Origin of the sequence: Nostoc sp. LEGE 06077 (assembly GCF_015207705.1) — a bacterium.
Taxonomy (GTDB): domain Bacteria; phylum Cyanobacteriota; class Cyanobacteriia; order Cyanobacteriales; family Nostocaceae; genus Nostoc_B.
Window position 1 is genome coordinate 92,547 of sequence record NZ_JADEWI010000003.1, and the last position, 23,755, is coordinate 116,301.

Sequence of the window (23,755 nt, forward strand, 5' to 3'; positions counted from 1 at the left end):
GTGTTGTTATGCAAATTCTGTAAAGAACCTTTAACAATTCTAGCTTAATTGAAACAATTACGATGCGTTTTGTAAATGCTGCTGAGGCAAAAATTTGGCGATTTTTAAAATAGCAGCATTAAACTTACAACCACTCTAAGTAATATTTACATTTTGTTGAGAGTTCAATATCCCAGAGGCTTTTGTAGCTAATTCTTTTTGTATCTGGCTAACAACAAATAATTTGCATTTATTTTACATTTATACTACTTAGAAGAATCGCAACTAGTAGGAATTAGGCAGAAGGCAAAAGGCAGAAGGCAGGGGAAAAAGTCTTACTATTGCTTTCTTAACATATCCGACCACCGCTATATATATTTTTTTCCCATAAAAAAGCCTCCCAATATTGGGAGGCTGAAATTTTAGCGGAGACAACTGTTTAGCCTAAACAAATACAACAGCGATCGCCCCACCAACTGCGGCGAAAATAGCAGAAACGACGGCTGTGGCAAATAACCACCAAGCGGCTGAGGCTGCGGCTTTGCGGGTTTCTTCGGCTTGGCGTTGGGCTTGATGTTTGACTTCTTCGAGGCGGCGTTGGGCTTCGTGTTGCAGGCGTTCAGCACGTTGCAAGACTGTGTTACGGGCGCGTTCTACTTGATCAATAATCCGATTGGCATCTTCCTCAGAAATATCCTCACGGGAACTCATGATGGAAACTAGGGTATCACGGTTGAATGCAGATAAGCGATCGCGCAAGGCATCAAATCCGGCCTGGGGATCGTCAAATAACTGCCGTACATCGCGCTTAACTCCATCGTAATTAAGTTCTGGACGATCTAAGGAGTTGAGATAGTTGCGGATACGACCAAAAACTCCATCAACGACATCTTGTATCCGTCGTTGAATACCCCGCACTTGCTCGACAAATTGCTCCCGTACCGAGACAATATTATCGGCAATTTTGGCGGCTTCTTCATCGCTCATATCTTCCCGAATCTTGAGCAAAGCGATGATGGTGGAACGGTCAAAATGAGCCAAGCGATCGCTCAAACTTTCCACCCCTACCCGTGGATCATGCAACAATAATTGCAAGTCCCGTTTAATGCCTTCGGGGTTGAGTTCTTCTTTGCCAGTTTGGCGCAGATATTCTTCTAGATAAGCTTTGAATGTATCCATTCTTTGTTGTGTACGCGTCGCTAGACGGCGTGGCGCACGCACAAAGTTGCGGATGGATGTTTGCACAGAGTCAATCACTTGGTTGACTTGTTCTTCACTCAAGTCTTGACGTTGACTCAACAATTTGACTAAGGTATCTCGGTCTACCTGAGATAACCGCCGCCGCAGGGCTACTGCACCTTCTTTGGGGTTGTCAAACAACCGATTTAAATCTCGTTGAATTCCTTCGGGGTTGAGTTCTGCTTTCCCCGTGTTCCGCAGATAGTCTGTAATTGTAGTTGTTACAGAATCATATTGCTGTTTCGCCTTATCTGCTACTGCTTGCGGTGCATGGCGAAGACTGTGCCAAGAATCTTCAACAACATTAATAATGTCATTAACTTGGTCTTCGTTGAGGTCTTGGCGCTGACTTAACAACTGTACTAAGGTATCACGGTCAAAGCGAGACAATCTCGTTTGAATAGCACTCATCCCAGCTTGGGGGTCTTCTAATAATCGCTTGAGGTCGGCGCGAATAGCATCAGGATTTAATTCGGCTTTGCCTGTGTTACGCAGATATGATTCAACATTCAACCACAGGGTTTCTGCTTGATATTTTGCCTGTTCGGCGATACCTTGCGCTTCAATTAAAACGCGATCGCGCTGTTTTTCTAATTCATCTAAAATTGGTTCAACTTCGTATACTTGCACATCGTTGCGTTCTAGGAGGATTTTCCGCATTTCCTCACGGTCAATCACTGCTAGGCGGCGTGACACAGTTTCAAAATCTGCATCGGAGTCTGATAACACAGAATGAAAATTTCGTTCAATTCCTTCAGCATTCAAATCTGATTTTGGTGTCACTAACAGATAACTTTCGACTCGCCGTTGCAAATCTTGGGTAATTTCTTTTTCTTCTTCAGCTGTGACTGTGACTAATACAGATTGACGCACAGCTTCTAGGCGATCGGCAATCCGTTGAATTTCGCCTTGGGTAAGTAATCCCCGTTGTTGGAGGATATTCACAAAATCGTTGCGCGAAAGCCGTTCTAATTCTCTTTTAATGATGCCAGGATCGGCGGCTGGGTCATAGATAACATCGCGGAATTCTTGGGCGATTTTTTCTTGACTTAATTGCCAAGCATAGGTGTTATGCAGATAGTTCTCAACATCAGCGCGAATTGGGCTGTATGGTTGGGATGGGGTAGGAAGACCTAGTTTATCTGCTTGTTCTGTGACTTTATCTTTAGCAGTAGAGAGAGATTGCCAGATTTTTTCGACATCGATATCTGACAAATCAGTACGTCCCAAAACAATCCCCGTTAGGGCGGTGAATCCTTGTTGCAACGTCTGCTGAATGAGTCCGGGGGCGGTTTCTTGGGTTGTTTCTTTAGAGGAACGAGTTTCGGCGATTAACTGTTCTAGTTTGGCGTTGAGTTCGTCTGTTTTGGTTTGTCCTGGGGGTAAGGATTTGAGATAGTTAACTAATTCCCCTAAACGGTCTGGAGTCGGTTGATGTTCTCCTACTGTTTGTTGCCAAACGCTATACAGTGTATCTGCAATGCGCTTAACGTCGCGTTTAGAAAGGTCAGTCCGACTGCTGACTAAATCAATAAATTTTTGGCGATCGATGTTGCGTAAATCAGGACTCCCGGAGATCGCTTTTAATTGTGGATCGTTGAGTAATTTTTCAAATTCACCACGTATTCTTGATACATCCAGTTCAGGGGGACGCAGTTTTTCTAAATAATCTTCGACATTTTCCCGAATGCTGATGGGGTCTATCGCACTGCCTAATTCCCGACGTACAGCAGCGGCGGCAGCTTCTGCGGTGGCGACTACTTGCTGATTTACGGCTTTAGCGCCAAGGGCGGCGGTTGCAGTTCCCATAATGGCTTGGAACCCAGAGGTAGCAGTATTAACCACTGAACCGATTAAGGAACCAACAGTAGTGGAACTTACCCATACTAGTAATAAGAAGTATGCGCCCCAAATTACTAAGCCAAGAATTGCTCCTAGTCTGGGATCGAAGATAACTAAGCTTAATTTTACTGCTAAGAAACTAGCGATTAATAAGGCGATCGTGACGGTGACTAGTGTCCAAATCCCGACAGCTGTGCCAATTTTGCGAATCGTTCCGCCTAAACTGCCACTTTCTCCATTATTTGAATCGGAATCAGATGAATGTCCGAGGTAGGAAATACCCGCTGCAACAGAGAGGTTTGTTAGCACTAGTTGAAAAGCAAAAGCGAGAATCACGCCGGAGATTAAGGCGACAAAAAAGCGTGGGCCGGATGTCAGCACCGATGCCTGCGCTGGCGTGACGCTGGAGGGATCTACAGAAATTTGTGCTACCCATAATAATGGTTTGTAGAGTCCCAACATAATTCCCGTACTTTGAATCATTTTATTTCCTTCTTTTAATGTTTAACTTTGGAGGGATTTAAGAATGGTGTGAGCAGCAACTATGTAATTTATGTCTGTAACTATCGCCATACCTAACTCTCGTAAATCTCAGAATCCTGGAATTTAGGCGATTTCAGCATCCATCTGAAGTTTGAACAATATATCTAGCGTCGGGTAGAAGTTTGATTATCCGTAAGGTTTAATTTTTGTGATATTGAGGGAATTTATGCAGTGAAATGCTGATTATTCCTGGATTTTTAATGTTTATTTTATATATATTAAAACTGGAATAATTACGATGATTTAATCATATCTTTATCAATCTTTAGTTAACAGCAATTTACATTTATTTACAAATATGATTTTTATCACCATCTGAAGATAGATATGTTGACACTTTGAGTTTTTTTTTAATCGTCCACAAGAAGTGCCTAGAGTTTGTATCTACAGACAGAAAGCAGTCTAGCGATAAATAGCTAACGTTAAGTTAAGTAACAAATGAATTGGGAATCAAAAAATGGAAACTCGCTCCTCCACAAATTTGCCAACAGTTGCTCCAGAATATAACGGCATTGATCGCAATGCGTTTATTTTTGGTTGGACTCCTCAAGCGGAAATTTGGAATGGTCGTTTGGCTGCAATTGGTTTTGTGGCTTATTTATTGTGGGATTTAGCAGGTTATAGCGTCCTACGCGATGTATTACACCTAATTGGTTACTAAAGAAAAATTCAGAAAAACTAGCTGACGTAATTTTGGAGAAAAATCATGGAAACTCGTGAAACTCGTTCCTCTACTGATTTACCAGCTGTTGCGAATGCGTATAATGGCCGCGATCGCAATGAATTTTTGTTTGGCTGGACTCCCCAAGCCGAATTGTGGAATGGTCGTTTAGCAGCGATTGGTTTTCTCGCTTATTTACTGTGGGATTTAGCAGGTTATAGCGTCCTGCGAGATGTATTGCACTTGATTGGTTATTAAATCTAGGGAACAGGTTACAGGAAACAGGGAATAGTAGATGAGGGTAAGAGTTTTACTTACTTACACTCTTACACCTCTAAACCTCTAGCCTTGGGAAGGCGGAACCAAAATCGGGAACCGCCTTCTTGACGTACTGAATAACCAATATCTCCTCCCCAACGCTGAATGGTCATCCGGCAAAAATAAAGACCTATGCCGCCTCTACCAGAGTTATTTTGACCTTGGGAAAACTTTTGAAATAAATTATCTATCATCTCTGGTGATACACCTTCACCTTCATCATCGATAGTGAAGACGATATGTTCTGCTTCTGTTTCCAAGCCAATAGTTACATTAGAATTTTCTGGGCTGTGGCGATAAGCATTTTCTACCAAATTTGTGATTACCCGATCTAAGCGTGATTGTTCACCAACAACTTTCCAATCGGCTGTGATATCAACGTTAGTGGCAAGCTGTAACTGCTGATTAGTTATGGCAAAACTAGCGTTGAATAGCTCTATAGTTTCTTGCACAGCAACTAAAATATTGGGAGCCGTCTCAATATCTACTATAAAAGTTTCTAGCGATCGCACCTCAGATGAAAATGCATCTAATATATTTCTAATTAACATTTCTTGTTTGATAGATTGCTTTCTAGCAATTTCTAAATGTTCTTTACCTCTATCTGTCAAATTTTCAAATTCTAGTAAAGATAAACAGCAATTGATCGCATTTAGTTGCCCTGCTATATCGTGAATAATGCAATTTATCAATACTTCTTTTTTTTGATTATCTTTTACTAATTGCTGATAATTTAATTCTTGTTCTCTCCCTATTTGGATTAAATTTTGCTTATATTGAAATTTATCTTGTGATAATTCAATCAATAACATTTTACTGTCATTTATACACAATGCATACGCTTCAAGCTGTTCTTCATAACCATGTAGATTGTTTTCACTCCATAGACCAGAACTGAGCTTGCCAATGCTATTGTTAGACCAAAATTCTTCGGCATCAAACAAAAAATTTTCTAAAAAAGCAAATTCCTCTTGGGGAATTAACATATTCATGCCGAATTTTAACTCTTGGCTACAAAAACGCCTCAACCAATTCGGTGGTTTAGCGGTCAATCTAAATAATCCAATATCTACCTTTTCTAAAACTAAAATATTTAATGCTAAAAATAAATCAGATAATATAGTTTTACTCATAAAATAAACGTACAGAATAAAATTATTTAGTCTCTAGGGGGCTGATTGATTAATTTATCAGGGTTTTCTTGTAACAAGCTGGAATAATTAGCTTCTTGTTGCATCACAGCGAGATGCTTTTCATCTAAAATACTATTGATGAATAAAATCCAATCACCTTCCTCTGAGGGAAAAATATGGATATCGGCACAGATACCAACCTCCATTTTAATTAAGGGCAAAAATAAAGGAGAATCATCTAAAGGTAGTAAACCTTCTAGGAAAAAAACTTGTTCACATACAGATATTTCTTGACTGAGATTGGTAATACCATACTCAGATAGTTTTCCACCCCAAGCTACCAGACAACCATCCTTTTTGACTAATAAATAGGCAAGCGATCGCTCTTCTATAATGAAGTTGAGAATATATAAAATCACAGCATGGGGAATGTCTAGCATTTATCCATTTAAGATTTTATTAGTAAGAGTTTGAAATACTTCTTCCACACCCTGTCCAGTTTTAGCACTAGTATTAATAGCAGTCCAACCTTTCTGAAGAATGGTATCTAGCTCATGAGTTTCGATTTCCCATTCATCGGTCATATCCCACTTATTACATACCAAAATAAAAGGTACTTTTCCAATACTTACTTCTACTTTGTTTTGTAGCTCAAAAGCTTTATCGAGAGTATGTCGCCGAGTCCCATCTACAACTAATATATAACCAGATGAACCTCTAAGGTAAGACATCCGAACTTTTTGAAAGTCGTCTTCACCATAAAGATCCCAAAGAATTAGATTGACATTATTTCCTTGTAAATCTATAATTTTTTTATCAATTTTTACGCCCACAGTAGTATGATATTTTTCCGAAAAAATACTGGAGACAAATCTTGAAACTAAACTTGTTTTACCTGTAGCAAATGCACCTACCATACAAATTTTTTTCTGAAGCATATCTATTTATTTTTATCGATGATTAATACCTGAAAAGACACTCGGCGATTTAGCTGTTCAGTCTCTAAATTCAATTCACTCTGGTAAGGTAGCTTAGAACCTACAGCAAAAAGTTTAAATTTATTGATGTTAATTCCTTGAGTATTTAAATTAGCTAAGATTTTATTAGCACGGGATTTGCTGATAAATAAGTTTTGTCGTTCTGTACCGGTCGTATCAGTGTGTCCTCTAATTTGAATTTCTACATTCATATCTAGAGAATTGGCAGTCTTTAAAAGCTGCTGCACAATTTTGCGTAAATTGGGTAACTTGTTACTTTCTCCGGAAATTAATACATCTTTGCCTTCTTCAAATAAAAATACTGTTGCTTCAATTTGCTTCTTAGCTAACTCTAATTCCCTGAGTTCATTTGATAAAAGATTTTTGTCTTGAAATTGTGTTATGCCTGGAATAAACTGCCATAGTTTATGAACTTCTAAAATCCATTTTTGTGGTGCATAGCCGGTGGCAGAAAGAATGCCGTTATGATCAACTTGTAAGACTACAGTTTTTGGTGGTTGCAGTAGTTTGACTGTTCTTTGAGTGATTAGTTGTGGTTCTAAAGATAAGTAAGATTGCCACTTACCAATTACCGTGTCAGGGTTGAGATTTGTAGGTTGTATAAGTGTGTTGGGATCTACAGCCAAAGGATCGCGCATTCCTGAAATGAAATGTTTCCCGTTGTAGTAGCGAGTATTCACCACCACAATTCCTGGCTGAGAGTTGAGTTTATAAAGATAAGTTTGCCAACGGATGTTTTCTCTAATAGTCAAAAAGCCCCAAATTCCAGATGCGATCGCTATGAAACCTAAAAAAGCCCAGGCATAAGTATAATTTCTCTTAGAAGAAGTCTGATACTGCACGGCTAAACAGTTGTCTAAATAAGCTTCACTAGCTTGAAATGGCTCTGTTTCTCCCTCAAAAGTATGTAGTTCTATTCCTAGTTTGAGATGAATTTTTTCGATTGCTGCTTGAAAAACTTCACGTAATTCTTGCGGGGGTTTACCGCGAACAATCCCGGCGATGATTGCTTGTGGCCCGGCTTCAATCCAAATTGTCAGTTCGCCAAATCGCAAACTGTGTAATGTATCTTCTTGGCGGACACTAAAGGAATCTTTGACAAAATCTTGAATAGCTGTCAACATTGCCGCCACTAAATCTGGATCTTGAGCGGCTACTTGCTGTAACATTACATGGTGGAGTAATAAACCCGTTTGTTTGTGAATCAAAAATATTTGTTCAACGCGGTAAACTAAAGTCCGCAGCAAGACAATTTCGGTAAATGATTTCCCTGTACGTCGCGCTTCTAGCCTCCACTTAAAACTTTGTAGCGATAAGCTATGTTCTAGGGTTTGATTCAGCGATTGCATCATCTCATCTAAAACTGTGGCGATCGCTTTTCGGGAAGCTGGCCCGATGATGGGAAAAAAGGCTTCTGAAAGGACATTTTCGTCTTGCTTCACCGAGGCTTGAATTGCTTCTTCCACGGTAGAAACCATAGCTTCTACTAGCTGTGTATCTTGCTTGGAACGCAAAACAACAGCTTCAGGAAGCAAACGACTAATATCCTCTGGTTGAATTTGGGGGTTGTTTAATCTTTCGTAGAGTTTATTCAGTTGGTTCGGTTCAACACCAAGCAGAACACTACGAAGTACATTCAGTTCATTTTGATCGAGAGAATCTAAATGAGAAGATTCTCCATTGCTGCCGGCTTCTGGAGATACTCGATTTCGGGGATAGTTATTCATTGCTAAAATCCCCTAACTTATAATTAACATACAGTCGCATTTTATTAAATAAACTAACAAGACAATTAACTTACAATTTCTCTAGTGTAGTTTTACTACTAAATTAATAGTCTTTGATAGGGAACCGAATAAAGAAGTATGATTCAGGAATAATGCGAAAAAATTAGCTTGATGTTCTATTGACTAAAAAAATCTGAAAATTCAGGAGTTATTATCTGTATTCAGGCGAATTGCTAATTCTGTAAACAAGGCTGCCAACTTAGAACGGTCTGTTTTATCTTTTTGTAGTTCTTGCGTTTCGCGTTTCAGCACAGTTAAAATCTCTTCATACTTTTGCTGAAGATCATCCTGTAAATTTTTGGATTGATTCAGGATGTGTTCGCGCAATTCTCGTTGACGGTTGGTAGTTTGTTCGTCAACTTGAGCAATTTTATTTTCTAAAGATAGATTAAGATTTTTCTGCTCGTCAGAGTGCGATCGCATCATTGCATCACGTTCTAGTTGCTCTTTTTTTAACTGTTCTGTTAAAGAATCAACCTCTTGTCTCACATAACTTTCTAAAGCGTCTAAACGTTTGCGCGTCTCATCTCGCATATTCACAAGTTCACTAATCAAACGTTCTTCTAAACGGGCAAATCTTTTGTCAACGTCGCGTATCTGACTACCAAAAAGAATATCTCTGACTTTATCTAAGCTGTTAGTTTCGCCAATCCCATTAGTACTAAATTGCAGCTTATTGTTGACTTGATTTGACCCCCCTAGCCCTAGTTCGGACGCATTCTGATTGATATATTCTTCAGGCGGGTTCATAAGTTTGATCCTTCTTGAAGCTGAATTTGGTTTTGTTCTTATACTTATGATGCTACATTTAGAGCCTATACAAAACCATACAACTAAGTATATTTAAATACATTTTAATAAAATCATCCTTCTTAAGGAGTATATATTATTGACTTATGTGTCTTTTAAATCAGAAAACGCACTAACACATATAATCCCGACGTTACCAATTGCAAGAACATTACAGGAATACCGTAGTGCAGAAAAGTTTTAAATGAAATACGGCGACCGTGCTGTTCGGAAATCCCCGCGGCAACTATATTAGAAGATGCTCCAACAAGTGTACCGTTACCCCCCAAAGTTGCACCAAACATCATGGCATAAAACAAAGGTAAAACTTCTGCCGGAAATTGCCCTTGAAAGTCTTGTGCTAATACTTCTGCTGGTGCTAATCCTACAGTGACAAGATATTGCTTAATTAAAGGAACCATCGCTACCACCAAGGGAATATTCGGTACGACGCTAGATAATATCCCCACCAAGAACAATAAAACTAGGGAACCGAGAACAATATTTGTCCCTAACAGAGTTGCCAAAACTCCCGATAAACAATTAATTACCCCTGTTTTTTCTAACCCGCCAATCAATACAAAAATACTCATAAAAAATATTAATGTACTCCAATCGACATCCCTCAAAATGTTATTAACAGTATCAATGCGGCTGTGATGAGATAATAACAACGCCAAAGCAGCACCTAATAAAGCCACAGCCGCCGGCGAAATAGGAATTGGTAAAGATTCACCAATTACAAAAAATATTAATACAAAGGCTATAATCACTGCCCCCACAATTAAAACTCGTGGATGATTAATTTGGGGATGTGGCAGTTCTTCAAGATTATCAAGTTTAGTATGCCAAATTTTGCGAAATAGAAATGGTAGTGTAGCGATAATTGTAATAACTGCAATGACTCCGCCTAAACTTAATTGCCATAAATATTCTGTAAAACTGATATTAATAGCATCTCCAACAATAAAAGTAGCAGGATCACCAACTAAAGTTAATAGACCAGCACTATTAGCTATCAATACCATTAATATTAGTAATGGTACAAAATTGATGCCTATTTCTTCCGCCATTGGGGGAATCAGCGGCGCTAATAACATGACTGTTGTAGCATTGGGTAACACTGCACAAATAGGGGTAACAATCCCCACAATACTTAGTAACAATCGTTTGCCGTCGCCTTTAGCTAAGATGACAATTTGAGTGGCTAAATAATCAAATATTTTTGTCGGTTCAAATGCCCGCACAAGCACCATCACACCAAAGAATAAGCCTAATGTTCCATGACTATTGCCGATATAACCCACGGCTTCTTTTAATGTCATGACGTTGGTGAAAACTAATAGCAATGCTCCCAACAAAGCCGCAATAGTCAGATGTACCCATTCCGTCATAATTAGGAGAATTACACCCAAAAATGTGAAAATGCTTAGGAGAGCTTGCAAGTTTTCCACGTTATCCCTCTTGATTTGTGATTAATTGCATACTACAGAAAAAGCCACCTAAAGTATAGGTGACTATCCATAAATATTATTCAGAGAAAAAATTACTGCAATTTGCTACAGCAGTTATTCATCAATGCCATTGGGTATGCCTAAAATAGCACAAGGAAAATTAAACCCTAGCTTCTGAATAATTGCATGATTAATAGATCTACATCCCAAAAATAAAACATTAGCCGTCTCTAATTCCACAACTTTTGTCAATTCTGTAGCAACGTCACCAAACCGCAAATGCGATTTAAAAGAACCTTGCCATTCTTCAGCCAAACTTCGGGCTTGCCAAAGAATTCTATCTGCTTCTTCTAGAGGAGCTAAAATTTGTGCTTGTAGTTTTGGTTGAGTTAATACGGATGTTGCAGATTGGTATACATCACTTACCCCACATTCACAGAGGGTTAAATAATTTGCCCAATTTATTTTATCTGGATACTTATCACCCTGGTTTTGTTCTACAACATAAACGGCCTGGACTGTAACTTCCTGATTTGTCGCTAAACGAGTTTGATGGGCAATCCAAAAAGCGATATCTAGTGCGGTATGACTATTAGGTGAAGCGTTATAAGCAACAATTAAGTTGATTGATTGTGCTGTTTGATAGTTTGTAAAAGAAAGTCTTTTTGGCTCTGGTATCAATACCATTTGCTCAACTAAATCATTTCTACCTATGGCGCTTTGGAGGCGCACTAACATTGGCTTAATGTTCACAGTTTCACTTCTCCTAAAGGGAACTAATGATGAATGAGAAGCAGGGAGAATGAAGTATGAAGTATGAAGTGTGAAGTATGAAATTTATAGTAGTAATTTCATCCTTGAGACTTGATCCTTTCAGCTTCATTTTTGATCCTTTCTTTAAAGAAACCCCAATAACAACTGCTATTACAGCCAAAGTGTTGGGAGTTCCTTCCATTGCCGACGGAGTTAGCTGACGGGCTAAGACTGGAAGGTATCTTTCTTGAAGATTAGCCCCATATATTTGGTTCCTCCGTTTCAAATCATGATTGTTGATTGATTTGAATTAGGCGACCCGCTAAAAGAAATAATAAACTAATTTACTCATTTTGGGTGAAGTATTTATCCAGAAAATTCAAGGCATAATTACGCAATTCAAAATATTCTTGGGAATTACGCATAGCGGCTCTATCGCGTGGATGATCGAAAGGTACTTCTAATATTTCCCCGATATTAGCTGCTGGGCCATTAGTCATTAAAACGATGCGATCGCTCATATAAATAGCTTCATCAACATCGTGAGTAATCATCATCACGGCTTGGCGATTATTTTCCCAAATATCTAATACTTGCCTTTGTAATTTACCTCTAGTTAATGCGTCTAAGGCTCCAAAAGGTTCATCCATCAGCAACATTTTTGGACGAATTGCTAAAGCCCTGGCAATGCCTACTCGTTGTTTCATCCCTCCAGAGATTTCATCAGGATACTTATCGGCTGCCGGGGTTAAGTTTACCATTGACAAGTGTTCGTTAACAATGCTAATTTTTTCAGCGCGATTTGCATTTTTTAACACTTCATCTACGGCTAAACGGATGTTTTCTCTGACGGTTAACCAAGGTAATAAAGAGTAATTTTGAAATACCATCATCCTTTCTGCACCAGGCTTGCGGATTTCTTTGCCATCTAGCCGCACTGAACCAGAAGTTGCTGTTTCTAACCCGGCAACAATTTTTAACAGAGTTGATTTACCACAACCAGAATGACCAATTACGGAAATAAATTCATCTTCACCAATGCTGAGATTAACACCATCCAAAACCACAAAATTACCTTTATCTGGTGTCGGATATGACTTGACTAAATTTTCAATTTCTAAGAAGTTATTACGAGACAGAACTTGTTGATCAGTATTGATTGATGTATGTGTATATTTAGTCATCAAAGGCTCCTAAAAACTTTTAACTATTTGTTAGTCAATATTGGGAGTTGATACTTACGACATGAAAAAACGCGTGGGAGAATTTGCTCTAATTTCAAAACTATTGAGATAACCTACTGGGTTGCTAGGATCAAAAGGTTTTTTGTCTATAAATACTTCTGGTGGTTCGACTTTATAATCATCCTTGGGACACTCAATGCCCATTTCAGAGGTTATCTCTCGATATAAATCTGTTCTCCAACCTTGTGCGGCTAATTCCTCGGAATCCTTAGGAAATTCTTTGATTTGTCCCCATCTAGCAGCTTGCGTCATTAACCAAATACTTCTTGACTGCCACATAAATGTTGAGTGTTCGTTTGGTTCTTTGGGTAAGTTGTCGGGAATATCGTAGAAGATGGTGGTATCAGCAGATGCGATGGTGCGGTCTTTGCCATCAAAGCCACCATAGTTGTAACTTCCTAAAATGCCTGGGGCTGTAAATTTGGTAATTGGTGCGCCCTGTTTTTTCGGTCTCGCACCTGTAAAGGAACGGTCGGTAAGTAGTTCGGCGACTTCTTGGCGATTTTCTGGTTTGCTGCAATATTGGCAAGCTTCAATCATCGCCTTTACCAGAGAACGATAAGTTTTGGGATATTTGTCGATGAAGGGTTCCATCACACCTAATAATCTATCTGGGTGTCCTAACCAAACTTCTTTGCCTTGGGCGAAGGTAAAGCCAATGTTTTCGTTACCTGTAATGGCTCTAGTATTCCAAGGTTCGGCTACCATATAAGCTTGCATTGCCCCAATTCGCACGTTTGTCACCATTTGGGGAGGCGGGACGATAATGACGCGAAATTCTTTGAGAGGATCAACACCAGCCGCCGCAGATATGTAACGCACGAAGTATTCGTAAATCGCGGAACTCAGAACTACTGCCCAAACTTTATTTTCGGCTGGTTGTTTGTCAAAGTAGGCGCGGAAATCTTTACCAAAGGCTGCTAATGCGCCGTCACCATATTGTTGTTGATACTCATACCACGGACGCAAGCCAAAATCCCACATAGCTTTGTTCATCGTCATAGCGTTACCGTGGCGGTGAATGGTCATAGCTGCACATAAGGGTGCGTGGCGTGCGCCTTCCGCCCCAATTCTGGCGTTGGTGACAGCACCCGATACGACGGGGGAAGCATCTAAACGACCAAAAATTAGACCATCGCGGGAAGTTGCCCAACTAGCTTCTCGGTTGAGTTTGACGTTTAAGCCATACTTGCGAAAGAAACCTTTTTTCCAGGCGATCGCAAATGGCGCACAATCATTAACAGGAACGTAACCAACGGTAATATCCGGTTTTTCTAAGTCTTGAGATTTGACTACGGGTTGAACGGCTAAGGCTTCTTCTGTCAGTCCTGATGCAGATCTATCAGCGGAAATTCCACAGGATGATAAAGCAATTCCGGCTGTTGTTGTGCCAATCCCTAAGAGAAAGTCTCTTCTAGTCCAGATATTATCATCCATTTTTGTAGCTCCAGATTAGGTTCGCGCAGAGGTAAATTAACGTCAGTTGGATAAACCTCTCCCCAACCCCTCTCCGATGCGGAGAGGGGCAAAAAATATTTGTAGTTTATAGAAAGAATCAGGTTTTCAAAGCCTCTCCCACCGTGGGGGAGCCAGCGCCGTGGGCGGCTTTGCCGACTTGAGGCGACTGGCGTGAGAGGTTTGGAGAGGGGTTTTGAACATCCTTACTTTATGTATTGATTGCTGCTGAATTCTGTTATTTCGCTGTTGTTGGGCGATGAGTTACTAATTCTTGGAGTTTACCCACGGCGAAATCGAGAATTAGTCCAGTGACACCAATGACAAATACAGCCAAGAATACTGAACTGAGATTTAAGCGACTCCATTCATCCCAAACAAAGAAGCCGATACCAATACCACCCGTCAGCATTTCGACGGCGACGATAACTAACCAAGCTATTCCTAAACTAATTCGCAAGCCTGTGAAGATATAAGGCAAACTAGCAGGCCAAATAATTTTGGTGATTCTGCGCCAGCGTGGCATTTCTAACACCTGTGCCACATCTATATAATCTTTGGGAACGCTGGCAACTCCGAGGGCTGTGTTGATAATTGTCGGCCACAAGGAGGTGATGAAAATGACGAAAATTGCGGAGGGATCTGCCAAATTGAAGATTGATAAAGCAATTGGCAACCAAGCCAAGGGCGACACGGGTTTAAATATCTGAATGATGGGGTTGAGGGCTAACATTGCTGGCTTAGACATCCCAATGAGAAAGCCCAAGGGAATGGCGACGACTGCACCTAACAAAAAACCAATCAAAACGCGGCGGAGACTCGCAATTAACAGCCAGCCAATACCCAAGTTACCCGGCCCGCGTTGATAAAACGGATGCAAAATATAGTCTAAATTGGCAATTAAAGCTTCTGGTGGCGTGGGCATTAATTCATCGTTAATTAAAGCAACCACCCACCACAGCAAGATAATTCCTAAAAAACCTAAGATTGGTAAAAAGACGACATCCTTAATGATGACGGGCTTCGTTTTTTGCCATACAGCTTTACCGGCGATCGCCGCGATCGCTGCTAAATTTAATTGTAATATCATCTTTAACCCCAACAGGTTTTAGTACAGGTACAAAAATATGAGCAGTACCAGCCTTGGACACTGATGAGATCAAAACATTATCAAAATGCTATCTCTTCAGTCTCCTCTCAATGCCTACGAAGTTAGCTGACGGGCTAGGGCTGAGAGATGCCCCTCTCTTACAAGTGCTGAGTAATGAGTGCTGAGTTGAATTATTAATCACTCTGTACTTTTTACTTAACCTTTCTATGAGATACGCCCCAAAATTTGGTTCCTCCGCTTCAGCGTTTGCGTAATTTGACGCGCTGAATTAGGCTGACTTACTCGAATTGTCAATAATATAGCGAAATATAACATTGCTGTCTAGTAAAAACAACTTCTGAGGATAGATTCTATTTGTTGATGCAACCTAACTTAGGCACCGTTTGGGTTAGTAATAGCGCGTAACACAGATGCAGCCTTGCGCTTGATTAGTACTGATAGCCAGATTTACAAAAAACTCAAAACTAATAGGTAAAATCTATCTCTATGATTAGGTGATCTCTTTCTTGATGTAGTTGAATTATTCCGTTAAGTTTGCACAAAAAACTCTGTTCTCGATAAACTAGTTCTAGATCAAAATTACTTAACTAAATCTATACAAAATTTAACGTAATGGATTTTAGTCTCTTGCTGGCTGAAAATACTAACAGTATCATCGAGAAATGGATAGCAGCAGTCCGTCAAGATAGGCAGATTGAAAGTGCTGATGACTTGTCTTACACAGCGATTAAGAATCATATTCCTGATATTTTTCAAGCAATGATTAGTGTACTTGCAGAAACTCAGGTTAGTGATATCAAGTCCATACTCACAGCCAGTTGGCAGCATGGGTTACTCCGGGCGGAACAGGGGTTTGATCCGACAGAAATTGCGAGAGAATATCGTCTGTTGCGAATAGTAATATTTGATACTTTAGAGGCGGATTTATTACAAGGAAGTCCAGCGGAAATTGTGCGCTATATGCGTTTAATTGATGCTGTCATAGATGAAGCGATCGCGCGATGTTTTAAGAGTTATGTTGATGAGCGTTTGCGAGAATTAAAGCATCTACATTTATCATTAACTCTGCATAATGAAGAACTCTCACGCTTAATTAATGCCAATCAAGACACATTTTCCCAACTAGCCCACGAACTAAAACATCCCCTAACATCGATTATTGGCTATTCTGATTTATTTTTAAGACAACAAAAACGTAACTCTGACATAAAAGATACCTATACTAATTTAGAACATATTGAGCGTGTATTACGTAATGGTAGACACTTATTGCGCTTAATTAATGATGTATTAGAAGTATCCAGATATGATGCGGGTAAAGTACAGCTAAAAGTTTCACCCACCAATGTTCAAGAATTGGTAATTAATGTGTGTGAAATGTTAGAGCCTTTAGCAGAAGAGAAAGATTTACAAATTATTGTAGAGTGCGATCGCTGTCCCCAAAAAGTGCTAACAGATGAGTTTCAATTACAACAAATTATTAGCAATCTTGTCAGTAATGCGATTCGCTATACAGAGTCAGGTACGGTAACGATAGTATGTCAAACCTTAGATGGCGATAGCTGGTTATTTACCGTTGCTGATACAGGAATTGGGATAGCGCCAGAAAACCAAGAACGGGTATTTGAACCCTATTATCGTGTAAATAAAAGCGATCGCGCCTACTTCCCCGATAGTACAGGATTAGGGCTGGCGATCGTTTCTCGGTTAGTAAAATTACTTCAAGGTGAAATTAATCTCAAATCTCAGCTAGGCGTTGGTTCCACCTTTACTGTCACTTTCCCCTTAAAAATCAATATCTGACAGAACTAATTACATCCTTCACAAGTTCCTCAGATTTTTTGCCTAAATTAAAAACTGGACAATCATAACAGGGACTTGTGAGGCTTGATGATGGTTAATTACAGAGAAAGAATCATCGCACTTTGGACAGCATTTCTCCTAGGGATATTGTTTCACACTCAACTAGGATTAATGCCACTATTTCACGGCTTATCAGTAGCCGAATCACAACACGCCTCACAACTCAGCGATATTTCTATCATTATGTGGCTAATGCTGGGATTTTTTGTCATCCCAATGTTCGCAATAATTAGCACTTCTTTTGCTAATTCTAAGCGCGATCGCGTGTTGCATTTTGCATTGACTGTGTTTTATAGCGTTATGAATTTGCTTCATCTTGTGGCAGATTTATTTGTGCAGCCAATTCTGTGGTATCAGATAACCTTGATGGTGATTTTATTCCTCATCGGTTTGTTATTAAACCTTGTGTCTTTTCAATGGATGAAAGCACAACCAAAAAGTCATAAACCACAACCAAGGCTAACATCTTATCAATCTTAGAAGTTAGATAAATCTCTACAACTTACCTTCTTGCTTCAACTTAGCTAGTGCTTTTTCAGCAGCATCTTTTTCAGCTTCTTTTTTGTTGCGTCCTGTGCCTATTCCAAGTGGTGCCTTGTATCCTTCAACAAATACTTTAGCTCTAAATTCTGGTGCATGATCTGGAAGATCAGGTTCAGGAGATGTTTCATACTTGGGAGGAGTGGTAATATTTCGGCTATGTACCCATTCCTGCAAGCGATTTTTTGAGTCTACATTCGAGCGAGATACAATAGTTGGTTCAGGTACAGAGTCAAACAGTTTTTCAACAATAGGTCGTACTGCTTCAATATCACGGTTTTTATATATAAAATAAGCACCAAATACAGCTTCAAAAGCACTACTAAGTAAGTTATGATTGTCATGACCACCATCTCGAATTGCACCTTGTCCTAAACGCATTTCCTTTTTTATCCCTACATCAAGAGCAAATTTAGCTAATTGCTTTTCATCTACTAATGCAGAACGCAACCGTGTTAATTCATCCTCTCCTTTTTTCTTGTATTTATGATAAAGATATTCACCACTTAAGAAGTTGAGTATAGCATCACCAAGAAATTCTAAGCGTTCATTATGTTCTTTTTCTGGGTGTTCATTCACATAAGAACGATGGGTAAGTGCTTGATCTGAAAGTAACCGGTCTTTTCCTGTTAAGTCTTTTCCTGTTAAGTCTTTTCCTTTTAAGAAGTTCAAAAATTCGTGCATTTTTATATTTCTGGCGTTTGTAAATCGAATTAAGTGAAAAGGTGGGCAAGTATTAGCCCACTCACAAGAAGTATTTCTAAATTAGGGAGAACCTTTCAAAAAGTTCCCTAAACAAAACCTAAATAGGAAGGAGGACTGAAACTATCTCCGCGAAAATTATTGCAACGAAAACAAGCAATAACGAGATTATTATTCGAGTGATCTCCACCCCAACGAAGAGGAGTTAAATGATCTAAAGTCATTTCATATTCCCAAAGATACCGATTACACCAATGGCAGCAATCTCCATCTCTTTCTCTAATTTGCTGTCTCTTGCGGCGTTTACGTTGAGAATTCATTCTGCCCATTTTTCTGTAGATTCTTGATTTGTGCTTACTCCGCAGCTTTGGTAAATCAAGTATTTCTCATTCTAGAAATTTCATACAATTAAATTTCTAGTAAGCAACACTCTTTCGAGAATATCCACATCACAAAAATTGAATTTATTCCACTCTTGATGAGTAGAAATGTAATCGCTTCAAAAGTTAGGATATACATTAACAACTATCCACAAGGAAGGCGTAACAAAATCTAAAGCTACGCCCACCTAATGGGCTTTCGTTTTTCCAAAACTATCAGTTTGACCTTTTTAAGTTTAAAGGATAAATCCTAGACTGCGTTGCAAAAACTATAAACGTATAATTGTAGGAATGTCAAGTATTTACTTGTTATTTTTTATGAATCAATTTAAAAAAATTAACTTTTTGGCAGAAATACCTTGCTTAACTCTAGCGACAAATCAGGGAAACAGGGTAACGCTACTACTTGATTAGGTAAAACGATTCGCCTATTTAAATAACCATATTTATCATGATTATCTTGATAAGGTTCGCTGTAACACTCCAAATGATTATCGAACAAATTAAATATCCAATAATCTGAAATGCCAGCTTGAGCATAAAGAGGAATTTTCACATCTCGGTCATAACCTAAAGAAGAATCTGCTACTTCCATCACTAACAAAACATCATCAGGACTAGGGTGCGCCGATAGATAATTATCAGAGCGATTTTTAACAATGGTAAAATCAGGTTCTGGTTGGCTATTCGATGGAATGAAAATTGGATCTTGACACTGTAAAGTAGCTCTTTCTTCTACTAATTTTGGTAGTTCTCGCAATAAGTTTCTTAAACAAGTGGAATGAGCAGTACCTTTTGAGGCCATTTGAATAATTTCCCCGTAAATTAATTCAATGTGGTCATCTTCGTGAAAAAAGCCTAATTCTGTAAGTTTGTGGTATTCATCCAGAGTGAAGCGTTTAGCTTGAGTTATGGTCATAAATTTTACATCCAATAGAAATATAACTTCTTGATTGCTGTAACCATTATTTTAAAAGAATTTAAAACAACTAACTACGGTTTGTTTTGAGCGATCGCACTCTATACAATTTCTCTTATCTTGATTTCACTCGCCGGAAATCTGCACAGATATAGTTCTTTGGCGTGGCCCATCTAATTCAAAAAATAGTACAGCTTGCCAAGTACCTAAAGCTAAATCACCATCCACAATAGGAATTACTTCACTGGTATTTAACATCATTGCTAGTAGATGAGAATGGGCGTTCATTGGTTCATCTTCTGGAACATCTCGTAAATGCAAATCATTATGTAAATAACGGTCTGATTCTGGTGCTAGTTTGCTGAAGAATACTTTGATATCTTCTAATAATCTGACTTCATTTTCATTGATAGCTAAGGCTGTAGTGGTGTGGCGCGAAAAAACTAGAACTTGTCCGTTTTTAATTGATGTTTTAGCAATTAAATCTTTGATGTGCGGGGTGATGTTGTGAATATTAATTCCTGGTTCAGTGGCGATTTCGATTAATTGATGAATTATGGGCATTTTGGGGAATTAAGATAATGTTCACATACTGAATGACTGAAAGTCGCAGCGATAAAAACCAAGTCCATCTATGCAGACTAAAAGAAATCCTACTCAAAAATGGAGCGATCGCCTCATAATTAAGAAAGATTAAGCTATGGTTAAAAACTCAAAATGAGCCAAACAGCCCTAAATTTAGTAGCTATATCAATCTTTCTGATGACTTTTTCGGTATTGCTGGGGCCATTCATTAATTTATCGCCGACAATACCAGCACTCGCCACTTTCACTATCTTAGGAATCGCCACCTTAGACAGTTTTAGCTTGCAAGGTAAGGGTGGAACTATTCTAGTAGATTGGATTGCGGGATTTTCGAGTGAACACCGCGATCGCATTATCCGTCATGAAGCGGGGCATTTTTTAGCAGCTTCTTTGCTGGGTATTCCCGTAACTGGCTACACTCTCAGCGCCTGGGAAGCTTGGAGAAAAGGACAACCGGGACAAGGTGGTGTAGCGTTTAATGACGTTGAGTTAGCTGCACAACTAGAAAAAGGTTCCATTAGCGCCCAAATGCTAGATCGTTACTGCACAATGTGGATGGCTGGTTTGGCGGCGGAAGCTTTGGTATTTGATCGCGCCGAAGGTGGCGGTGATGATAAGGCTAAGTTAGCAGGAGTATTAAAAATCGTCGGTTTTTCAGAGTCAGCTTTTCAGCAAAAACAGCGGTTTCACATTCTCCAAGCAAAAACTCTCTTAGAAGAAAATTGGTCTAGTTATGAAGCCTTAGTTCAAGCCATGCAACAACGTGCTTCTGTGGAAGAATGCCAAAGTGCGATCGCTAGTACAACAAGGCAAAAGTAAAAAGGAAAAAGAAAGAATCGTAATACCACAAGTCTTTTAGCAATTCCCGATAGTCTGTTTATTTACGCCAACCTGTACTAACTAGTACAAAATAAAAATCAAAATAGAGACGTTATAGCAATTCCCAAGCACATGAAATACACCCCTCCCCAACCCTCCCCTTGCCAAGGGGAGGGTTGGGGAGGGGTAATTTTGTACCTCACTAGAGTCGGAAACGCTATATATATAAAGTCTCTACAGGGAATGTTTTGATTCTGAATTTTGGCTTCTGACTTCTGCTATCAACTATTAATTTAATCCTAAAAGATAGCCAATAGCTTTCATTACACCTAAATAGAAATTACCTTCTCTTTCGCGGAACAGTTGAAAGGGTTGCATGGGTGAACCAAAAAACGGTCTAAGAGTCCAACCTAATTGGCTACCCACAAAAGCATAAAGAAGCAGCCAAGATTGTAAGATTCGCTTGCGAGTTTTACTACCATCATCTTCTTGTTCTATAACTATATTTGCTGCTTGGTATAAAGCGGAAATACCAATAAATCCAGTGATGGCAAAGATTAATACATTCAATACGAGGATAAATTGATAGTTATTGGTGGTGAGCAAGAAAAAGAGAGTGATGGGTGCAAAACTAAATAACAGAACGCTGGTGACTGCAACGGCTGTCAGTACTAAAATAAAATGCTGTCCAAAAGTCCGTTTAGAACCAAAGATAATATTAGAGAAAAACAGCGTCGGGAGACAAATTAGCAAGGTAATTAAATAGAGGGCTGGTAGTTTTACAGCCGAAGAAATAGCCTGCATCCAACTATGAGAAGATCCAATAATTCCCCCATAAATGGCAATAAAAATAGAACTACAAACCAGCAAAGAAATTATCTTACTGGGGATTCTAACTCCTTGACGTACTTCTTCTAAAAAACCTTGGCGATCGCGCAGTAAGCCAATTAACACAGCAAAATATTTAATACTGCTAGATTTCCGTTCCATTATGTTATCCTCACACACATATTATTTAACTTTCATCACAGTAATCAGCACCAGAACCATACTTCCAGGCATCTACTAAACGATGCCAGTAATATTGCTGTTGATTTGGTTGACTCTTAATCCATGTTTCTAACACTGGACTAAGATTAAACAAGGCAGTGTAAACACCTAAATTTCCATAATGCAACAGCCAATCAAGCAAGTTAACTAAACCAACTTGGGGAATTATCTTAGCAACTAATTTTGGATGAGATAATCCAGTTTTAATTAATGTTTGTGTTAATGCCGAAAACTGCACTACATCTTGTAAAAATGGCTTGAGGACGGGATTACCTAGCTTTTGCATTTCGTCAAATACTGCCGAAAGCAACTGATTAATTTGCTCTGGCTGGATATTTTGATTTACACCCACACTCATAGCTTTTTGAAATAACCAAGTCACACTGAGATTTGGTTGATATGGTTGCAATAGCGCCAAATATTTTGCAGATAATTGATTGGTTTGTAGTGCAGCTTCCACCCCAAAAGTTAAACGCTGCAAATGACGCACCATTGCGCCAAAACCACCAAAACTTAAAGGTGATTGACTACCACTACTATCTCCCACTGGTAAAATCCGATTCCAAGGTGTTTTGAGTGGGCTATCGCGGTAAGTAGGAAAGAAACCAAATAACGCCCGTCGAAATTGCAATTGAGACAACTCCACCCCCTGATATTTTGGCAGCAGGCGGAGATACTCCTCAAATAAATTTTCTAAACTCAAGCGTTGTGGATGGGCATCCATGTAGGTAAATAAATAAGTGGTTCTACCGTCTTTGGCTGGGAACGCTTCCCAGAAGTATTGGCACTGATTCTGCAAGGATGTAAAGGATAACAACAAATCGCCCGATTGATTTTCCGGAAAACCTTGGGCGCAACTTCCCACAACTAAACACAAAGCATCTAGTTTTTTGCCTTGGCGTGCTTGTTGGGTGATGGGAGAAAGATGTCCCATTGCATCGAGGAGCAATTTAGCAGAAAATTGCTGATTGACTATCACGCCATTTGGGTGAACAACTGCCTCAATAAACGGTGTATTTTCTAATAACTTTCCGCCAGCTGCGAGGAATTTGGTTTTTAATGTTGCGAGTAGATATACAGGATCTACACCAATATTAAGAACATTTTCGACCCAAACTTCTGTGCCACCGTGAAAACTGACTCTAGCTGGATTATATTGAGTAGCGATCGCTGTTTCTAATTCTTCATGAGTCAGCAAGTTTAATTGCAAAAATACTGCTAATTCTGGGCGCGAAATATTCCATTCCTGTTCTCTTCCTTTTAATATTCCCCGCTCAATTAACGCCACCCGTAACCCGCGTACTGCTAAAGCGCAACCAATTAAAATGCCTAAAGTACCGCCACAAATAATCGCATCCCATTCTACATTCTCTAAATCTTGCTGACTTTCCTGAACTACCGTTGGGATTAGTGCAGTATTTTCTCTGATGGATGTCAGGATGTCATCAGTGCGACGTAACCCACGCAACGCATCACCAGGAAGTTGAGACAAAATTTCTTCAGTTAGTGAACTAGACATAATCATGAATTCCTACAGAGTTCCTACTTAATGATCGTATCTTTGCGGAATTCTCTAATTATTTGGTACATT

The 23,755-nt window shown here is 39.3% G+C and carries 23 protein-coding genes and 2 riboswitches; of the genes, 6 read left to right on the plus strand and 17 right to left on the minus strand.

Going from position 1 to position 23,755, the window contains the following annotated elements:
* Window positions 1–423: 423 nt before the first annotated feature.
* On the minus strand, window positions 424–3,543 hold the full coding sequence (locus tag IQ244_RS03135) for an MFS transporter (RefSeq protein ID WP_193889682.1): 3,120 nt from the start codon (window positions 3,541–3,543) through the stop codon (window positions 424–426).
* Window positions 3,544–4,060: 517 nt separating this feature from the next.
* Here IQ244_RS03135 and IQ244_RS03140 point away from each other — a divergent pair.
* Window positions 4,061–4,264, plus strand: coding sequence for a high light inducible protein (locus IQ244_RS03140; RefSeq protein ID WP_193889684.1), 204 nt, complete (start codon window positions 4,061–4,063; stop codon window positions 4,262–4,264).
* Window positions 4,265–4,309: 45 nt separating this feature from the next.
* Window positions 4,310–4,522, plus strand: a complete 213-nt coding sequence (locus tag IQ244_RS03145; RefSeq protein WP_193889686.1) for a high light inducible protein — start codon at window positions 4,310–4,312, stop codon at window positions 4,520–4,522.
* 68 nt (window positions 4,523–4,590) lie between these two features.
* Here the strand turns inward: IQ244_RS03145 and IQ244_RS03150 are convergent, their stop codons facing one another.
* From IQ244_RS03150 to IQ244_RS03180, 7 genes are all read right to left on the minus strand, one after another.
* A complete protein-coding gene (locus IQ244_RS03150) occupies window positions 4,591–5,715 on the minus strand; it encodes a sensor histidine kinase (protein WP_193889701.1) in 1,125 nt (374 codons plus the stop codon).
* Window positions 5,716–5,741: 26 nt separating this feature from the next.
* Window positions 5,742–6,155 (minus strand): hypothetical protein, encoded by a 414-nt coding sequence (locus IQ244_RS03155; protein WP_193889703.1) that lies wholly within the window; start codon window positions 6,153–6,155, stop codon window positions 5,742–5,744.
* Window positions 6,156–6,653 (minus strand): Rab family GTPase, encoded by a 498-nt coding sequence (locus tag IQ244_RS03160; protein WP_193889705.1) that lies wholly within the window; start codon window positions 6,651–6,653, stop codon window positions 6,156–6,158.
* A gap of 2 nt (window positions 6,654–6,655) precedes the next feature.
* Window positions 6,656–8,440 carry an OmpA family protein gene (locus IQ244_RS03165; protein WP_193889707.1) on the minus strand — a complete coding sequence of 595 codons (1,785 nt, stop codon included), beginning with the start codon at window positions 8,438–8,440 and terminating at the stop codon, window positions 6,656–6,658.
* A 201-nt stretch (window positions 8,441–8,641) separates the two neighbouring features.
* The gene (locus IQ244_RS03170) at window positions 8,642–9,250 is read right to left on the minus strand and encodes a hypothetical protein (RefSeq protein WP_193889709.1); all 609 of its coding nucleotides are present in this window, start codon (window positions 9,248–9,250) and stop codon (window positions 8,642–8,644) included.
* A 155-nt stretch (window positions 9,251–9,405) separates the two neighbouring features.
* The gene (locus tag IQ244_RS03175) at window positions 9,406–10,743 is read right to left on the minus strand and encodes an ArsB/NhaD family transporter (protein ID WP_193889711.1); all 1,338 of its coding nucleotides are present in this window, start codon (window positions 10,741–10,743) and stop codon (window positions 9,406–9,408) included.
* A gap of 114 nt (window positions 10,744–10,857) precedes the next feature.
* Entirely contained in the window at window positions 10,858–11,481 is a 624-nt protein-coding gene (locus IQ244_RS03180) for a universal stress protein (protein ID WP_193889996.1), read from the minus strand.
* Window positions 11,482–11,573: 92 nt separating this feature from the next.
* On the opposite strand from IQ244_RS03180, the gene IQ244_RS32325 reads away from it, so the two are divergent.
* On the plus strand, window positions 11,574–11,717 hold the full coding sequence (locus IQ244_RS32325; protein WP_228058702.1) for a hypothetical protein: 144 nt from the start codon (window positions 11,574–11,576) through the stop codon (window positions 11,715–11,717).
* Window positions 11,687–11,823, minus strand: a riboswitch (cyclic di-AMP (ydaO/yuaA leader). It overlaps the preceding gene by 31 nt.
* Window positions 11,824–11,840: 17 nt before the next feature.
* Here IQ244_RS32325 and IQ244_RS03185 read toward each other — a convergent pair.
* The 3 genes from IQ244_RS03185 to ntrB all read right to left on the minus strand — a co-directional run bounded on the left by IQ244_RS03185 (window position 11,841) and on the right by ntrB (window position 15,285).
* The gene (locus tag IQ244_RS03185) at window positions 11,841–12,680 is read right to left on the minus strand and encodes an ABC transporter ATP-binding protein (RefSeq protein ID WP_193889713.1); all 840 of its coding nucleotides are present in this window, start codon (window positions 12,678–12,680) and stop codon (window positions 11,841–11,843) included.
* A 54-nt stretch (window positions 12,681–12,734) separates the two neighbouring features.
* Window positions 12,735–14,177 carry an ABC transporter substrate-binding protein gene (locus IQ244_RS03190; RefSeq protein ID WP_193889715.1) on the minus strand — a complete coding sequence of 481 codons (1,443 nt, stop codon included), beginning with the start codon at window positions 14,175–14,177 and terminating at the stop codon, window positions 12,735–12,737.
* Between the two features lie 256 nt (window positions 14,178–14,433).
* Window positions 14,434–15,285, minus strand: coding sequence for a nitrate ABC transporter permease (gene ntrB / locus IQ244_RS03195; RefSeq protein WP_193889717.1), 852 nt, complete (start codon window positions 15,283–15,285; stop codon window positions 14,434–14,436).
* A 96-nt stretch (window positions 15,286–15,381) separates the two neighbouring features.
* A riboswitch (cyclic di-AMP (ydaO/yuaA leader) is annotated at window positions 15,382–15,591 on the minus strand.
* Between the two features lie 327 nt (window positions 15,592–15,918).
* On the opposite strand from ntrB, the gene IQ244_RS03200 reads away from it, so the two are divergent.
* Window positions 15,919–17,109, plus strand: a complete 1,191-nt coding sequence (locus tag IQ244_RS03200) for a sensor histidine kinase (protein WP_193889719.1) — start codon at window positions 15,919–15,921, stop codon at window positions 17,107–17,109.
* A gap of 87 nt (window positions 17,110–17,196) precedes the next feature.
* The gene (locus IQ244_RS03205) at window positions 17,197–17,649 is read left to right on the plus strand and encodes a hypothetical protein (RefSeq protein WP_193889721.1); all 453 of its coding nucleotides are present in this window, start codon (window positions 17,197–17,199) and stop codon (window positions 17,647–17,649) included.
* Window positions 17,650–17,664: 15 nt separating this feature from the next.
* Here IQ244_RS03205 and rnc read toward each other — a convergent pair whose 3' ends face one another.
* The 4 genes from rnc to IQ244_RS03225 form a co-directional block, all read right to left on the minus strand.
* Window positions 17,665–18,393: a ribonuclease III gene (gene rnc / locus IQ244_RS03210; protein ID WP_193889723.1), complete on the minus strand. Its 729-nt coding sequence runs from the start codon at window positions 18,391–18,393 to the stop codon at window positions 17,665–17,667.
* A gap of 107 nt (window positions 18,394–18,500) precedes the next feature.
* Window positions 18,501–18,731 (minus strand): HNH endonuclease, encoded by a 231-nt coding sequence (locus IQ244_RS03215; protein ID WP_193889732.1) that lies wholly within the window; start codon window positions 18,729–18,731, stop codon window positions 18,501–18,503.
* A gap of 397 nt (window positions 18,732–19,128) precedes the next feature.
* Window positions 19,129–19,710 carry a Uma2 family endonuclease gene (locus IQ244_RS03220; protein ID WP_193889734.1) on the minus strand — a complete coding sequence of 194 codons (582 nt, stop codon included), beginning with the start codon at window positions 19,708–19,710 and terminating at the stop codon, window positions 19,129–19,131.
* Window positions 19,711–19,836: 126 nt separating this feature from the next.
* Entirely contained in the window at window positions 19,837–20,274 is a 438-nt protein-coding gene (locus tag IQ244_RS03225; protein WP_193889736.1) for a secondary thiamine-phosphate synthase enzyme YjbQ, read from the minus strand.
* Window positions 20,275–20,427: 153 nt separating this feature from the next.
* Between IQ244_RS03225 and IQ244_RS03230 the strand changes: the two genes are divergently transcribed.
* The gene (locus IQ244_RS03230; protein ID WP_193889738.1) at window positions 20,428–21,114 is read left to right on the plus strand and encodes an ATP-dependent Zn protease; all 687 of its coding nucleotides are present in this window, start codon (window positions 20,428–20,430) and stop codon (window positions 21,112–21,114) included.
* 288 nt (window positions 21,115–21,402) lie between these two features.
* Here IQ244_RS03230 and IQ244_RS03235 read toward each other — a convergent pair whose 3' ends face one another.
* On the minus strand, window positions 21,403–22,107 hold the full coding sequence (locus IQ244_RS03235) for an actin-binding WH2 domain-containing protein (RefSeq protein WP_193889998.1): 705 nt from the start codon (window positions 22,105–22,107) through the stop codon (window positions 21,403–21,405).
* Between the two features lie 22 nt (window positions 22,108–22,129).
* On the minus strand, window positions 22,130–23,683 hold the full coding sequence (locus IQ244_RS03240; protein WP_193889740.1) for an FAD-dependent oxidoreductase: 1,554 nt from the start codon (window positions 23,681–23,683) through the stop codon (window positions 22,130–22,132).
* Between the last annotated feature and the right edge of the window lie 72 nt (window positions 23,684–23,755).

Bases quoted from the DNA above. Each gene is read 5' to 3' on its own strand.
- IQ244_RS03205 (WP_193889721.1), top strand. From the start codon at position 17,197: ATGATGGTTAATTACAGAGAAAGAATCATCGCACTTTGGACAGCATTT.
- IQ244_RS03170 (WP_193889709.1), bottom strand. From the start codon at position 9,250: ATGAACCCGCCTGAAGAATATATCAATCAGAATGCGTCCGAACTAGGG.
- IQ244_RS03230 (WP_193889738.1), top strand. From the start codon at position 20,428: ATGAGCCAAACAGCCCTAAATTTAGTAGCTATATCAATCTTTCTGATG.
- IQ244_RS03180 (WP_193889996.1), bottom strand. From the start codon at position 11,481: ATGTTAGTGCGCCTCCAAAGCGCCATAGGTAGAAATGATTTAGTTGAG.
- IQ244_RS03150 (WP_193889701.1), bottom strand. From the start codon at position 5,715: ATGAGTAAAACTATATTATCTGATTTATTTTTAGCATTAAATATTTTA.
- IQ244_RS03160 (WP_193889705.1), bottom strand. From the start codon at position 6,653: ATGCTTCAGAAAAAAATTTGTATGGTAGGTGCATTTGCTACAGGTAAA.
- IQ244_RS03185 (WP_193889713.1), bottom strand. From the start codon at position 12,680: ATGACTAAATATACACATACATCAATCAATACTGATCAACAAGTTCTG.
- IQ244_RS03220 (WP_193889734.1), bottom strand. From the start codon at position 19,710: ATGACCATAACTCAAGCTAAACGCTTCACTCTGGATGAATACCACAAA.
- IQ244_RS03135 (WP_193889682.1), bottom strand. From the start codon at position 3,543: ATGATTCAAAGTACGGGAATTATGTTGGGACTCTACAAACCATTATTA.
- IQ244_RS03165 (WP_193889707.1), bottom strand. From the start codon at position 8,440: ATGAATAACTATCCCCGAAATCGAGTATCTCCAGAAGCCGGCAGCAAT.
- IQ244_RS03155 (WP_193889703.1), bottom strand. From the start codon at position 6,155: ATGCTAGACATTCCCCATGCTGTGATTTTATATATTCTCAACTTCATT.
- IQ244_RS03145 (WP_193889686.1), top strand. From the start codon at position 4,310: ATGGAAACTCGTGAAACTCGTTCCTCTACTGATTTACCAGCTGTTGCG.
- IQ244_RS32325 (WP_228058702.1), top strand. From the start codon at position 11,574: ATGAAATTTATAGTAGTAATTTCATCCTTGAGACTTGATCCTTTCAGC.
- IQ244_RS03200 (WP_193889719.1), top strand. From the start codon at position 15,919: ATGGATTTTAGTCTCTTGCTGGCTGAAAATACTAACAGTATCATCGAG.
- ntrB (WP_193889717.1), bottom strand. From the start codon at position 15,285: ATGATATTACAATTAAATTTAGCAGCGATCGCGGCGATCGCCGGTAAA.
- IQ244_RS03140 (WP_193889684.1), top strand. From the start codon at position 4,061: ATGGAAACTCGCTCCTCCACAAATTTGCCAACAGTTGCTCCAGAATAT.
- IQ244_RS03225 (WP_193889736.1), bottom strand. From the start codon at position 20,274: ATGCCCATAATTCATCAATTAATCGAAATCGCCACTGAACCAGGAATT.
- IQ244_RS03190 (WP_193889715.1), bottom strand. From the start codon at position 14,177: ATGGATGATAATATCTGGACTAGAAGAGACTTTCTCTTAGGGATTGGC.
- IQ244_RS03215 (WP_193889732.1), bottom strand. From the start codon at position 18,731: ATGAATTCTCAACGTAAACGCCGCAAGAGACAGCAAATTAGAGAAAGA.
- IQ244_RS03240 (WP_193889740.1), bottom strand. From the start codon at position 23,683: ATGTCTAGTTCACTAACTGAAGAAATTTTGTCTCAACTTCCTGGTGAT.
- rnc (WP_193889723.1), bottom strand. From the start codon at position 18,393: ATGCACGAATTTTTGAACTTCTTAAAAGGAAAAGACTTAACAGGAAAA.